This is a genomic window from Pseudomonas sp. GL-B-26, from assembly GCF_019947405.1.
Lineage (GTDB): Bacteria > Pseudomonadota > Gammaproteobacteria > Pseudomonadales > Pseudomonadaceae > Aquipseudomonas.
The window spans coordinates 54,001-68,530 of record NZ_JAGYGJ010000034.1 but is presented as its reverse complement, the minus strand read 5'-3'; the positions used below and the strand labels follow the sequence as shown (position 1 = coordinate 68,530).

11 protein-coding genes are annotated in these 14,530 nt (G+C 60.6%); 8 read left to right on the top strand and 3 right to left on the bottom strand.

Features of this window, described 5'->3' with window-relative positions; all coding sequences use genetic code 11:
* Positions 1–462 precede the first annotated feature (462 nt).
* From KGB23_RS21145 to KGB23_RS21115, 7 genes are all read left to right on the top strand, one after another.
* A complete protein-coding gene (locus tag KGB23_RS21145) occupies positions 463–1,704 on the top strand; it encodes an SfnB family sulfur acquisition oxidoreductase (RefSeq protein WP_223432454.1) in 1,242 nt (413 codons plus the stop codon).
* Between the two features lie 23 nt (positions 1,705–1,727).
* A complete protein-coding gene (locus KGB23_RS21140) occupies positions 1,728–2,933 on the top strand; it encodes an SfnB family sulfur acquisition oxidoreductase (RefSeq protein ID WP_223432453.1) in 1,206 nt (401 codons plus the stop codon).
* Positions 2,933–4,291, top strand: coding sequence for an LLM class flavin-dependent oxidoreductase (locus KGB23_RS21135; RefSeq protein WP_223432452.1), 1,359 nt, complete (start codon positions 2,933–2,935; stop codon positions 4,289–4,291). Before KGB23_RS21140 ends, KGB23_RS21135 begins: the two co-directional genes overlap by 1 nt.
* A gap of 174 nt (positions 4,292–4,465) precedes the next feature.
* Positions 4,466–5,275, top strand: a complete 810-nt coding sequence (locus tag KGB23_RS21130; RefSeq protein ID WP_223432451.1) for a MetQ/NlpA family ABC transporter substrate-binding protein — start codon at positions 4,466–4,468, stop codon at positions 5,273–5,275.
* Between the two features lie 2 nt (positions 5,276–5,277).
* A complete protein-coding gene (locus KGB23_RS21125; RefSeq protein ID WP_223432450.1) occupies positions 5,278–6,399 on the top strand; it encodes a methionine ABC transporter ATP-binding protein in 1,122 nt (373 codons plus the stop codon).
* On the top strand, positions 6,389–7,033 hold the full coding sequence (locus tag KGB23_RS21120) for a methionine ABC transporter permease (protein ID WP_030128490.1): 645 nt from the start codon (positions 6,389–6,391) through the stop codon (positions 7,031–7,033). Before KGB23_RS21125 ends, KGB23_RS21120 begins: the two co-directional genes overlap by 11 nt.
* Positions 7,034–7,111: 78 nt before the next feature.
* A complete protein-coding gene (locus KGB23_RS21115; RefSeq protein WP_223432449.1) occupies positions 7,112–7,738 on the top strand; it encodes a class I SAM-dependent methyltransferase in 627 nt (208 codons plus the stop codon).
* Positions 7,739–7,908: 170 nt separating this feature from the next.
* Here the strand turns inward: KGB23_RS21115 and KGB23_RS21110 are convergent, their stop codons facing one another.
* The 3 genes from KGB23_RS21110 to KGB23_RS21100 are packed head-to-tail and all read right to left on the bottom strand — an operon-like array spanning position 7,909 to position 13,147.
* The gene (locus KGB23_RS21110; RefSeq protein WP_223432448.1) at positions 7,909–10,983 is read right to left on the bottom strand and encodes an efflux RND transporter permease subunit; all 3,075 of its coding nucleotides are present in this window, start codon (positions 10,981–10,983) and stop codon (positions 7,909–7,911) included.
* On the bottom strand, positions 10,980–12,047 hold the full coding sequence (locus tag KGB23_RS21105) for an efflux RND transporter periplasmic adaptor subunit (protein WP_223432447.1): 1,068 nt from the start codon (positions 12,045–12,047) through the stop codon (positions 10,980–10,982). The genes KGB23_RS21110 and KGB23_RS21105 overlap by 4 nt, the downstream gene beginning before the upstream one ends.
* Positions 12,044–13,147, bottom strand: coding sequence for an efflux RND transporter periplasmic adaptor subunit (locus KGB23_RS21100; protein WP_223432446.1), 1,104 nt, complete (start codon positions 13,145–13,147; stop codon positions 12,044–12,046). Before KGB23_RS21100 ends, KGB23_RS21105 begins: the two co-directional genes overlap by 4 nt.
* 157 nt (positions 13,148–13,304) lie before the next feature.
* On the opposite strand from KGB23_RS21100, the gene KGB23_RS21095 reads away from it, so the two are divergent.
* On the top strand, positions 13,305–14,465 hold the full coding sequence (locus KGB23_RS21095; RefSeq protein ID WP_223432445.1) for an AAA family ATPase: 1,161 nt from the start codon (positions 13,305–13,307) through the stop codon (positions 14,463–14,465).
* The last annotated feature ends 65 nt before the right edge of the window (positions 14,466–14,530 follow it).

Genomic DNA, 14,530 nt, shown 5'->3' with positions numbered 1-14,530 from the left:
CTTACCCAATGTTGGCCAGAAGCCGTTGAAGGCTTCCTCGAACAGGCCTCATACATAGATGCAACCGGGTAGCAGTGTTCAAAAAGCAGGTTGAACGTGGGGGCGAGTCCATACATAGCAGCTGGCGAAGCCTGCGTCCGGCTGCGCAGCAGTCGTCAAACCGGAGCTCGCGGTTTAACTGAATAACCGCAGTGTCTGATTTCACGACTGCTGCGCAGCCGGACGCAGGCTTCGCCAGCTGCTACAAGGTTGTGTGAGACCCTTCTATGCATATTCCTAAAAGTTAGTTTATTTAATTTTTATACACGCTTAGGGTATATGCACCGGACCACCGGACATTCTTGTTTTCGTTCGTCGCAACCATCGCGACGTTTCCATGAGATGTGAGGTAGGTATGGTCCGGAACACAATCACCCCAGTGCAGATCGCCAGGGCATTGCGTGCAGCCAAGGAGCGGCACTGATGTCCAGTCTGGCAGATGCAATCGTCCAGAGTGATCTGGACATCGCCCCGTTGTTGTTGCCCGCGCAGGTCTTGCGCAACGACGCACAAGCCATCAAGGCCGCCCATGAGCTGGCGCAAGTCGCCCGCCTGCAAGCGGCCAAACGCGACCAGCAGCGCAAGCTGCCGTGGTCGGAAATCGAACAATTCACCCGCAGCGGTTTGGGCAGCATTGCCATCCCGCGTGAGTACGGTGGCCCGCAGGTTTCGTTCGTCACTTTGGCCGAAGTCTTCGCGATCATTTCCGCGGCCGACCCGGCACTGGGACAGATCCCGCAGAACCAGTTCGGCATTCTCAACCTGGTACTCGGCAGCGCCACCGAATCGCAAAAAAAGCAGCTGTTCAAAAGCGTGCTCGACGGCTGGCGAATCGGTAACGCGGGGCCTGAACGCGGCACCAAAAACACCCTTGAACTCAAGGCGCGAATCACCGCCAACGGCGACGGCTTCATCCTCAACGGGCAGAAGTTCTATTCCACCGGTGCCCTGTTCGCCCACTGGGTCGCCGTCAAGGCGCTGAACGACGACGGCAAGCAAGTGCTGGCCTTCGTTCGTCGCGGCACTCCTGGCCTGCGCATCGTGGATGACTGGTCGGGCTTCGGCCAACGCACCACCGCCAGCGGCACCATTTTGCTCAACAACGTGCAGGTCGACGCCGAGCTGGTGGTGGACAACTGGAAGATCAATGACAGCCCGAACATTCAGGGTGCCGTGTCGCAGCTGATTCAAGCAGCCATTGACGCCGGCATCGCCCGGGGCGCCATCGACGATGCCATCGCGTTCGTGAAAACCCGTGCTCGGCCATGGATCGACGCCAAGGTCGAACGGGCCAGCGACGACCTCTATGTGATCGCCGACATCGGCAAACTGAAAATCGAACTGCACGCCGCCGAAGCGCTGCTGCGCAAGGCTGGGCAAGTGCTCGATCAAGTCAACGCCGCACCGCTCACCGCCGAGTCTGCCGCCCGCGCTTCGATTGCCGTGGCCGAAGCCAAAGTCCTGACCACCGAGATCTCGCTGCTGGCCAGCGAAAAGCTTTTCGAACTGGCCGGCAGCCGCGCCACCCTCGCCGAATTCAACCTCGACCGTCACTGGCGCAACGCCCGCGTGCACACGCTGCACGACCCGGTGCGCTGGAAATATCACGCCGTCGGCACTTACCACTTGAACGGCACGCTTCCCGCTCGCCACTCCTGGATTTAACGACCAGATCTCTGGAGAAACACATGACTCTTTCTCACCACGTCGCGGTCATAACCAGCGATGAGCAAGCCTTGATCGTCGCCAGTGACCTGGCCGAAGATTTCAAACGCGACAGCGCCCTGCGCGACCGCGAACGCCGTTTGCCACACCCGGAACTGGAAGTGTTTTCCCGCTCGGGTCTTTGGGGTATCAGCGTGCCAAAAGAGTTTGGCGGTGCCGGTGTTTCCAACGTCACGCTGGCCAAGGTGATCGCGCTGATCGCCCAGGCTGACGGTTCCCTCGGCCAGATCCCGCAGAACCACTTCTACGCGCTCGAAGTGTTGCGTGTGAATGGCAGCGAAGAGCAGAAGAAGCGCCTGTACGCAGAAGTATTGGCCGGTCAACGCTTCGGCAATGCCCTCGCGGAACTGGGCACCAAAACTGCCCATGACCGCGTCACCAGCCTGACCCCTGATCTGCATGGAGAACGTGACGGCTATCGCATCAACGGTCGCAAGTTCTACGCCACGGGCGCGATTTATGCCCAGCGCATTCCGACGTCGGTCGTGGACGAAAACGGCGTTCAGCAACTCGCTTTCGTCCCTCGTAACGCCAAGGGTCTGACGGTGATCGACGACTGGAGCGGCTTCGGCCAGCGCACCACCGGCAGCGGTTCGGTGGTGTTTGAAGATGTTTACGTCGCCGCCGAAGACGTGATCCCGTTTCAGAGCGCGTTCGAGCGCCCGACCACCGTCGGCCCGCTGGCGCAGATCCTCCACGCCGCTATCGACACCGGTATCGCTCGCGCCGCCTATGAAGATGCGCTGCACTTCGTGCGCACCAAAACCCGTCCGTGGATCGATTCCGGCAACGACAAAGCCACCGAAGACCCACTGACCATCAAGAGCTTCGGCCACTTGAGCATTCGTCTGCACGCCGCCGAAGCCTTGCTGGAACGCTCCGGCGAATTCCTCGACAAGGCTCAGGCCAAGACCAACGCCGAGACCGTCGCCGCCGCGTCGATTGCCGTCGCCGAAGCCCGCGCCATCAGCACCGAGATTTCCCTCGCCGCTGGCAGCACGCTGTTTGAACTGGCCGGCAGCCAGGCAACCCTGATCGAACATGGTCTGGACCGCCACTGGCGCAACGCCCGGGTGCACACGCTGCACGACCCTGTGCGCTGGAAGTATCACGCGGTCGGCAATTACTACCTCAACGATGAAAACCCTCCATTGCGAGGGACCATCTGATGGCCGATGCCAAAAAGAAGATCCTGCTCAACGCGTTCAACATGAACTGCATCGGGCACATCAACCATGGTCTGTGGACGCATCCACGGGACACTTCAACACAATACAAAACGATCGAGTACTGGACCGAACTGGCGCAATTGCTGGAGCGCGGACTGTTCGACGGTCTGTTCATCGCTGACATCGTCGGTGTTTACGACGTCTACCAAAACTCGGTGGACGTACCGCTCAAAGAGTCGATCCAGTTGCCGGTCAATGACCCGCTGCTGCTGGTTTCGGCCATGGCAGCGGTCACCAAAAACCTTGGCTTCGGTCTCACCGCCAACCTGACTTACGAACCGCCGTATCTGTTCGCCCGACGCATGTCCACGCTCGACCATCTGAGTCGTGGCCGGGTCGGCTGGAACATCGTCACCGGCTACCTCGACAGCGCCGCCAAGGCTATGGGTTTGAGCGAACAGGTGGAACACGACCGTCGTTACGACCAGGCCGACGAATACCTGCAAGTGCTCTACAAACTCTGGGAAGGCAGTTGGGAAAACGGCGCGGTGCTTAACGATCCGCAGCAGCGGATCTACGCGCAGCCCGAGAAAGTGCACAAGGTCGAGCACAAGGGCGAGTTCTATCAGGTCGAGGGTTATCACCTCTGCGAACCGTCGCCGCAACGTACACCCGTGCTGTTCCAGGCCGGCAGTTCGGATCGCGGTTTGCTGTTCGCCGGGCGACATGCCGAGTGCGTGTTCATCAGCGGCCAGAACAAACCATCGACCAAGGTTCAAGTGGACAAGGTGCGCGCCAGCGCCGTCGAGGCCGGGCGCAATCCTGAGGACATCAAGGTGTTCATGGGGCTGAACGTGATTGTCGGCGCCACCGAAGAGCTGGCCTGGGCCAAGCACGCCGAGTACTTGAGCTACGCCAGTGCCGAGGCCGGCGTGGCGCATTTTTCGGCGTCCACCGGGATCGATTTCTCCGAATACGAAATCGACGAACCAATCCAGTACGTGAAGAGCAACGCGATCCAGTCCGCCACCAAGAACCTGCAAAACAACGACTGGACCCGCCGCAAATTACTCGAGCAACACGCGCTGGGTGGTCGCTACATCACGGTGGTTGGTTCGCCTGAGCAAGTCGCCGATGAGCTGGAATCGTGGATCGCAGAAACCGGGCTGGATGGCTTCAACCTGACTCGGATTGTCACGCCGGAAAGCTATGTGGATTTCATCGATTGGGTCATTCCGGAGTTGCAACGGCGCGGGTCGTACAAGACTGCTTACGACAACGGCAGCCTGCGGGAAAAACTGTTTCACGGCGAGGCGCATTTGCCTGAGCAACACACCGGTTCCGCGTTCCGACGCTAACCCTGTGGCGAGGGAGCTTGCTCCCGTTCGGCTGCGAAGCAGGCGCAAACCTGCAACCGAGTTGTACCTGACACACCTCACTGAATGGCATTGGGGCTGCTCCGCAGCCCAGCGGGAGCAAGCTCCCTCGCCACAATGCGTGCACACATTAAATAATTGACTGGAATAACCATCATGACCAAGAAACTCTTAACTCACCCAGTCAAAGCACTGGCCCTGGCCCTCGGCCTTTTCAGCTCCATCTCCTTCGCCGCCGACGCGCCACTGAAGGTCGGCACCACCGCCGCTTTCGCCATTCCCCTGGAAGCCGCTGTCGAAGAAGCCAAGAAACAAGGCCTGCAAGTCGACCTGGTGGAGTTCAGCGACTGGATCGCGCCCAACGTCAGCCTCGCTGCCGGCGACATCGACGTGAACTACTTCCAGCACGTCCCGTTCCTGGAAAACGCCAAGGCCGCCGCCGGTTTTGACCTCGTGCCGTTCGCGCCGGGAATCATCAACAACGTCGGCCTCTACTCGAAGAAATACAAAAGCTTTGACGAGCTGCCGGAAGGCGCCAGCGTGGCGATTGCCAACGACCCGATCAACAGCGGTCGTGGTTTGCAACTGTTGGCCAAGGCTGGCCTGATCACCCTCAAACCGGGTGTCGGCTACAAGGCCACCGAAGAAGACATCATTGCCAACCCGAAAAAAATCAAAATCCTTCAGGTCGAAGCCGTGCAACTGGTACGCGCCTATGACGACGCCGATCTGGTTCAGGGTTACCCGGCCTACATTCGCTTGTCGAAGACCTTCGATGCCAGCTCTGCCCTACTGTTCGACGGCCTCGATCACAAGGAATACGTGATCCAGTTCGTGATCCAGCCGAAAAGCAAAACCGACCCGCGCCTGATCAAATTCGTCGACATCTACCAGCATTCGCCGGCCGTTCGAGCAGCGCTGGATAAAGCCCACGGCAAGCTCTATCAAGCCGGTTGGGAAAGCTGAGGATGACGGCAGCCACCCAACTGCGACTGGAAACGCCAGAGCCCCACAAAGTCGAACAAACCGAACTGCATCCGCAGCTCAACCGCGCTCATGTGCGCTTCATCGGCCTGGGTAAAACCTACAACGGTCAGCAAGGCCCGGTGGCGGCGCTGCACGGCATCGACCTGGCGATCCAGCGCGGTGAAGTGTTCGGCATCATCGGTCGCAGCGGCGCCGGCAAGTCGTCGCTGATTCGCACCATCAACCGCCTGGAACAACCGAGCGCGGGGCGAGTGCTGATCGATCAGGTCGACATCGGCGAGTTCGATGAAGACCGCCTGGTGGCGCTGCGTCGGCGCATAGGCATGATCTTCCAGCACTTCAACCTGATGTCGGCCAAGACGGTGTGGCAGAACGTCGAGTTGCCGCTGAAAGTCGCAGGCGTGCCCAAGGAAAAACGCGAGCAGAAAGTCCGCGAACTGCTGGAACTGGTGGGCCTGCAAGAGAAGCACAAAGCCTACCCGGCGCAGCTGTCCGGCGGACAAAAACAGCGCGTCGGCATCGCCCGCGCACTGGTGCATGACCCGGCGATTCTGCTGTGCGACGAAGCCACTTCAGCGCTGGACCCGGAGACCACGCAATCGATCCTCGGCCTGCTGCGCGAGATCAATCAGCGCCTGGGCCTGACCATCGTGCTGATCACCCACGAGATGGCGGTGATTCGCGATATCTGTGATCGGGTCGTGGTGCTGGAACACGGACGAATCGTCGAACAAGGACCGGTCTGGGAAGTCTTTGGCAACCCGCAGCACGAGGTCAGCAAAACTTTGCTGGCACCGTTGCAACACGGATTGCCGGAAGAATTGCAGAGCCGCTTGCAGGCACATCCACAGTCCTCGGACGCCGCTGTTGTGCTGCGTTTGCAGTTCACCGGCAGCGCCAGCGACGAGCCGGACCTGGCCGCGTTGTTCAGTGCCCTCGGCGGTCGCGTGCGCTTGCTGCAAGGCGGCGTGGAACGGATTCAAGGCCATGCCCTCGGGCAACTGCTGCTGGCGGTGACCGATTCGCCCCTCGGCGCAGAGGAATTGCGTCAACGCGCCGGCAACTGGGCGCAACAGGTGGAGGTGCTGGGTTATGTGGTTTGATCGCTTGCTGCAAGGCTTTATCGACACCTTCCTGATGGTTGGCGTGTCGTCATTGATCGCGCTGCTGGCGGGCATTCCACTGGCGGTGATTCTGGTCACCAGTTCCAAGGGCGGAATCTATGAAGCGCCAGCGCTGAACCGTGCGTTGGGCGCGTTCGTGAACCTGTTCCGCTCGATTCCGTTTCTGATTTTGATGGTGGCGCTGATTCCGTTTACCCGGTTGATCGTCGGCACCACGTATGGAGTTTGGGCGGCCGTGGTGCCGCTGACCATCGCCGCCACGCCGTTCTTTGCGCGTATCGCGGAAGTCAGTTTGCGTGAGGTTGATCACGGGTTGATCGAAGCGGCGCAGGCGATGGGTTGCCGGCGCTGGCATATCGTCTGGCATGTGTTGTTGCCCGAAGCGCTGCCGGGGATTGTCGGCGGTTTCACCATCACCCTGGTGACCATGATCAACTCATCGGCCATGGCGGGGGCTATCGGTGCGGGTGGACTGGGGGACATCGCCTATCGGTACGGGTATCAGCGGTTTGATAGCCAGATCATGTTGACGGTGATTGTGTTGCTGGTGGTGTTGGTGGCGGTGATTCAATTGGGTGGGGATCGGTTGGCGCGGGGGTTGAACAAGCGTTGAGTCTGGCTCATGGCTGCGCAGCAGCCTTCTGCCTCATGGCGTATATTCGGCAAATCCCAATTGCCTGCGCAGCTAACCATGAAACAGACCCCCACCGACCTCGAGCAGATCACCTCCACCACCCTGGGCCATTACAACTCGGTGGCTGAAAGTTTTCGCGAAGGGACTCGCGATCATGATGTCAGCCAGAACATTGATGCGCTGCTGCGGCATATTCAGGGGGAGGCGCCGTTCGACATTCTCGACTTTGGCTGTGGGCCGGGTCGTGACTTGCAAACCTTCACGCGCATGGGCCACACCGCTGTCGGGCTTGATGGCTCGGAGAAGTTTGCGCAGATGGCGCGGGAAGACAGCGGTTGTGAGGTCTGGCAGCAGGATTTTCTGAAGCTGGATTTGCCGGCTGAGCGCTTTGACGGGATCTTCGCCAATGCGGTGCTGTTTCATATTCCACGTCAGGAATTGCCTCGTGTGTTGAAGGAGTTGCGCGGGGCTTTGAAGCCGGGCGGCGTGTTGTTCAGTTCCAATCCGCGTGGCGAGAATCAGGAAGGGTGGAATGGGCCGCGTTATGGGGCGTACCACGATCTTGAGACGTGGAAGAAATTGCTGACGGAGGCGGGGTTTGTGGAGTTGGAGCATTACTACCGGCCGGCAGGGCTGCCGCGGGAGCAGCAGCCTTGGTTGGCGAGTGTTTGGCGTAAGGGGTGACATTGGGTGTGTCATGAAGATCCACCCCTCACCCCAGCCCTCTCCCCAGAGGGGAGAGGGGGAAAGGGGGCAGATCTTCATCGTTCTCAATGCCTGAGCTCGACTCGATTTTTCAGGTCGATGTATAACGTGAGACACCTTGGTCAGTCCCCTCTCCCTCTGGGAGAGGGTTAGGGTGAGGGGTGGGTCTCAAGCCGATCACCTTTCTTCGGTTCGCGGATTTTGTACCAGGCCACGTACAGCGCCGGCAAAAACAGCAATGTCAGCAACGTCGCAATAATAATCCCGCCAATCATCGCGTACGCCATTGGTCCCCAGAACACTTCCCGGGCGATCGGGATCATCCCCAGGCTCGCCGCCGCTGCCGTCAGCAGAATCGGCCGGCGACGATGCTCCGTGGCTTGCACCACCGCATCCCACGGTACATGACCGTCCTTCTCCAGGGCATCGATCTGCGTCACCAGAATCACCGAATTGCGGATGATGATGCCGATCAGCGCCAGAATCCCGAGAATCGCCACAAAGCCCATCGGCGTGCCCGTCGGGATCAGCGCCAGCACCACGCCGATCAAGCCGAGCGGCGCAACGCTGGCCACCAGGAACAGCTTCTGCACGCTGTGCAACTGGATCATCAGGAAGGTCGCCATCAAAAACAGCATCAACGGCACGACCTTGGCAATCGGCCCTTGGGCCTTGCCGCTTTCCTCGACGGTGCCACCGGTAGCGACCTTGTAGCCCACCGGCAAACTGGCGGCGAATTTATCGATGTCGGGTTGGAGTTGCTTCACCAGGTCGGTCGGCTGAATTTCGTCGCGCACCGCCGCCTTGATGGTGATGGTCGGTTTGCGGTCGCGGCGCCAGACCAGTGGCTGCTCAAGTTCATAGCGAACGGTGGCGAACGCCAGCAGCGGAATCGACGTGCCGCCCGGCGTGACGATCTGCAAATTCTGCAGGGTTTCCGGGGTGCCGCGTTCAGCGTCTTCCGCACGACCCACCACGTTGATCAGGTAGATATCGTCATCGACCTGTGTCACTGGCGCACCGACCACGATGCTGTTCATCAGATTGGCCACGTCTTCCGATGACAGTCCCAATTGCCGCGCCTTGTCCTGCGCGATGTCAATGCGCAGGACTTTGCCCGGTTCGTTCCAGTCGTAAATGATCTCGCCGATGTGAGTGTTTTTATCCAGTTCGGTGGCCAGGGCGATGGCGTGTTTACGCACCTGATCGATGTCCTTGCCACTGACCCGATACTGAATCGGCCGCCCCACCGGCGGGCCCATTTCCAGCGCCTGGACGTAGCTGCCGATACCGACAAAATCCTTGCGCAGCCGCTCGCGCAAGCGCTGGCTAAGGGCATTACGCGATTCCAGGCCTTTGCTGACGATCACCAGTTGCGCGTAATACGGGTTCTGCAATTGCTGGTCGAGGGGCAGGTAGAAACGGATCGCACCTTCACCGATGTAAGTGCTCCAGCGCACGATGTCCGGATCGTCCTTGAGCGTCGCTTCGAGCTTGTCCACAGCCTTGCGGGTTTCGGCGATCGAGGCGTTTTGCGGCAGGTTCAAGTCGACGAGGATTTCCGGACGGTCCGAGGACGGGAAGAACTGGTTCTGCACAAACTGCATGGAAAACACCGACGCCACAAACAGTGCAACGGTGATGCCGATCGCCCACCAGCGATTGCGCATGGCCCAGAGCAAGCCGTAATTGAACGACCGACCGATGCGCCCCGGTTCTGCGTCGTGAGGTTTCACGTTGGCGCTGAGGATGTGCACGCCGATCACCGGGGCGAACAGCACCGCGACAATCCACGACACGATCATGGCCACCGCGATCACCGCGAATAGCGTGAAGGTGTACTCGCCGGCCGAGCTGGCGTTCAGGCCGATGGGCACGAAACCGGCCACCGTCACCAACGTACCGGTGAGCATCGGGAACGCGGTCGATGTGTAAGCGAACGTGGCCGCTTGCTCCTTGGTCTCGCCCATTTCCAGGCGCGTGACCATCATCTCGACGGTGATCATCGCGTCGTCCACCAGCAGCCCGAGCGCAATGATCAGCGCGCCGAGGGAAATCCGCTGCATGGTGATGCCGCTGTATTCCATGAAGACGAAGACCATCGCCAGCACCAGCGGGATCGAGCACGCCACCACCAGCCCGGCGCGCACGCCGAGGCTGACGAAGCTGACGATCAGCACGATCACCACCGCTTCAAACAACGCGCTGGTGAAGCCGCCGACGGCTTTTTCCACCACTTCGGCCTGGTCGGAAACGTTGTGCACGCCGACGCCCACCGGCAGGTCGGCGGTCAGGTCATTCATGCGCTGGTGCAGCGCGTTGCCGAACGCCTGAATGTTGCCGCCCTTCTTCATCGCAATGGCGAGGCCGATGGCAGGATGGCCGTTAAAGCGGAATTCCGGCGTCGCCGGGTCAACGTAGCCACGGCTGATTTCGGCGACGTCAGCCAAGCGGTAGAAGCGATCGTTGAGTCGCAGGTTTACGTTTTCCAGGTCCTTCTCGGAGGCAAACTGTCCGGACGTGCGCACGGAAATCCGCTCGGGACCGGCCTCGATCACACCGGCCGGCGTCACCGCGTTCTGCGATTGCAGGCTCTGCACCACCTGACGCTGATCGATGCCCAGCGCCGCCAGTTTGCGAGTGGAGAAGTTCAGGTAGAGGACTTCGTCCTGCTCACCGACCATCTCGACCTTGCCCAGCCCCGGCACTTCGCGGATCTCGGCGCGGACTTGCTCGACGTAATCGCGCAATTGGCGCATCGATAAACCGTCGGCGGTAAAGGCGTACACCGAGCCGAACACGTCACCGAACTCATCGTTGAATCCCGGCCCTTGCAGGCCTTGGGGGAAGTCGCCGCGAATGTCGTTGATCTTCTTGCGCACCTGGTACCAGATTTCCGGGATGTCCTTGGCGCTGGTGGTGTCACGCAAATTAACGAAGACCGTCGACTCGCCGGGGCGGGTGTAGCTTTTCACGTAGTCGAGCGAGTCGAGCTCTTCGAGTTTTTTCTCGATCCGGTCAGTGACCTGCTTGAGGGTTTCCTCCTGAGTCGCGCCCGGCCAGCGGGTCTGGATCACCATGGTTTTGATGGTGAACGACGGATCCTCCTCGCGGCCGAGGTTCAGGTACGAGAACACGCCCATCAGCAGCGCGACGAACATCAAATACCAGACAAACGACTGATGCTTGAGGGCCCATTCGGATAAGTTGAAACTCCCTTTCATTGCGGGCTGTCCTCATCGATTTTTACTTTTTGCCCCGGTTTCAGGCTGTTCACGCCGGCACTGACCACTCGCTCGCCGGACTTCACACCGTTGGCCAGGACCATCGTTGAGTCAGTGCGGCTGATCAGGCTGACGTCTCGCGGGGAAACGGTTTGGGTCTGCGGATCGATGACCCAGATCCGCGGTTTGCCATCGACCTCCTGGAGCGCGGTCAGGGGCAGTTCGATACGCGGTTTGATCGCAGAGCTGAGGGTCACGCTGATCGCCGTGCCCAGGCGAAACCCCGGCGGCGTATCGGTCAGGCTCAGGCGGGCGCGGCGGGTGCGGGTCGCACTTTCAGCCTGGGGTTCGATCTCGCGAACGATGGCAGTGGTAGTGATGCTCGGGGCGAGCTGGACGGCAACTTGAAACACCACGTCTTCCGGCAACTGGTCGACCAGCGTGTCCGGCAGGTCGATCACCGCTTCCTTGATGTCCGGTTGCGCCAGGGTCACCACTTGCTGGCCGGCAGAGACGACTTGCCCGGCTTCGGCGTTCCACGCGGTGACGATGGCCTTGTGGTCGGCGCGCAGTTCGACGTAGTTGAGCTGGTCCTTGGCCTGATCGACCGCAGCCTTCGCTTGATCGAGGGAGGCCTGGGTGGTTTTGAGGTCGGTCTGTGCGACGTCGAGTTGCGCCTGGGCGCCCACGCCACGATCGAACAACTCTTGCTGACGCCGGGCGTTGGCCTGAGCGTTGATGAGTTGCGCCTGGACGTTGGCCAGATCACCCTGAGCGGAACGCAACTGGTTCTGCTGATCGGTGGGGTCGAGTGTAGCGAGCAGCGCGCCCTTATCGACTTCGGCACCGACATCGACGTTACGGCTGGCGATACGCCCCGGCACCCGGAACCCGACATTGCTTTCGTAGCGGGCCTGGATGCTGCCGGCGAAGCGGCCCAGGCTTTCTTCGTCCAGCGCCTGGACCTTGATCGATAGCACCGGACGCACCGGCTCCGGCGGCGGTTCTTTTTTCGAGCAGGCCACCAGCATCACACCGGCGCAAACCAGTAACAGACGCTTCATGGCTGGGCTCCTTCGGCTAAATCCTTATAGGTGTTTTCGGCGATTTCCACCTTCACGCCGGGGTGCAGCAACTGGCCGCCGGCAATGACGACTTTTTCGCCACCCTTCAGGCCGGCGCTGATGATCACTTTGCCGGTCAGGTAGCGACCGACAGTGACGGTGTGCAGCTGTGCCTTGCCCTCGTCGTCCACCAGCCATACGGCCGGGTCGCTGAGATTTTTTGTCAGTGCCGACCAGGGCAATTCGACCGCCGACTTGCCTGGCGTCTTGGCCGTGGCACTCACCACCGAACCGAGCTGCATGCCTTCCGGTAGTCCGTTGAGAGTGACTTTGACCTGCACCGTGCCGGTCTGCGCGGAGACGGCCGGGGTGATTTCCCGAACGGTGCCGGTGGTTTTGATCTCAGGTTTGTCGAGGAGGCTGACGACCACTGTTTTGCCTTCTGGCGGCTCTGTCAGCAGCGATTCGTAGACGTTGAACACCGCGTCGCGCTCGCCATCGCGCGCCAGGCTGAAAATCGGCACGGTGGCCTGCACCACTTGGCCGACCTCGGCCTGACGCGCGGTAATCACTCCCGGCGCGTCGGCAACCAACGCGGTGTAGCCCAGTTGTTCACGGGCGTTGGCCAGTTGCGCCTGGGCCGCCGTCAGGGCGCTTTGGCTGCTGCGCAAGGCGGCTTGGGCGGAATCGAATTCGCTCTGGCTGGTGTAGCCCTTGGGCAGGAGTTTTTGCTGACGAACAAACGCGGCAGCGGTCTGTTTGACTCGGGCCTGTTCGGCAACAACCTGCGCCTGGGCCGAGTCGACGCTGGTTTGCAGGTCCTTGGGATCGAGTTTTGCCAAAACCTGTTTGGCCGAAACCCGATCACCGACATCGACTGTACGCTGGATGATCTTGCCGGCAACGCGGAACGACAGGTCGGTCTGGACCCGCGCCTGAACATCACCGGTCAGGGTCACCGTCGCCGCGTAATCCGCCGATTTGACCTCTTGCACGAACACCCGAGGGCGGTCCTTCTCGACCGGTTTTTTCTCGCCGCAGGCGCTCAGCAGGACAAGGAGGCTCAGGCCAACCACTGTTTTCAATCCGGGACCCACCATGCAGACTCCTTTGCGTTGTACGTTCGTGCCAATGGCGATACGACTGTGAGCTTAGAACAGGGTTCCAAGGGTGCGCCTCACGGTTTGAAATAAAGCCTGGCGCACGATGACGTCGACAATAAGGCAGAATCGCGCACCACGCAGCAGGAAGCTTCCCATGCTCAAAACCCTCGCGGTGGCCAATTACCGCTCGATCAATAAATTGGTGATTCCGTTGGGTCGGTTGAACCTGATCACCGGCCCCAACGGCAGCGGCAAATCCAACCTCTACCGCGCGTTGCGCCTGCTGGCGGAAACCGCTCAGGGCGGCGTGGTCAATGCGTTGGCCCGCGAGGGTGGGCTGGATTCGACCTTCTGGGCCGGGCCGGAAAACATCAGCCGACGGATGCGTAATGGCGAAGTCCCGATCGAGGCGACCGTTCGACACGGCGCAGTACGCCTGCGTCTGGGGTTTGCCGGGGAAGATTTCAGCTATTCGATTGCCTTGGGCCTGCCGGCACCGACGCGCTCGTACTTTGCCCTCGACCCGGAAATCAAAAAAGAATGCATCTGGTCCGGGCCGTTCTACCGCTCCGCCAGCCTGCTGGTGGACCGCGAAGGCCCGATGATCCGCGCTCGCGAAGGTCGCAGCTGGGAAGTACTGACCCAGCACACGCCGAATTTCGACAGCCTGTTCGATCAGGTCGGCAGCTTGCGCACCTCACCGGAAGTCCTGCAACTGCGCGAGTTCATCCGCCGCTGGCGCTTCTACGATCACTTTCGCAGCGACGCCGACGCGCCGGCGCGCCAACCGCAATTGGGCACCCGTACGCCGGTATTGCATCACGACGGCCGCGACCTCGCCGCTGCGTTGCAAACCATCCGCGAAATCGGCGATCCGGAAGCTTTGCAGACCGCGATCAGCGACGCGTTCCCCGGGGCGCGCTTGAATATCGAGCAGTTGCAGGGCGGACGGTTTGCCATCGAGTTTTATCAGGAAGGGTTGTTGCGGCCGTTATCAGCGGCCGAGCTGTCGGACGGGACGTTGCGGTATTTGTTGCTGGTGGCGGCGCTGCTGACGCCTCGGCCGCCGACGCTGATGGTGCTGAACGAGCCGGAAACCAGTCTGCACCCGGACCTGTTGCCGGCGTTGGCGCGGTTGATTATTCGGGCGTCAGAGCAGTGTCAGGTGTGGGTGGTTTCTCATGCACGGCGGTTGATTTCGGCGTTGCAGGAGGATCCGGAGTGCAATTGCATTGTGCTGGAGAAGACATTGGGCCAGACCGGGATTGTCGGGCAGCGGATGCTGGATGAACCGGCGTGGTATTGGCCGGATTGATTGGCTGGGCTTTAGATCCACCCCCTCACCCTAGCCCTCCCGAAGCGTCGGACCGCCCCAAGGGG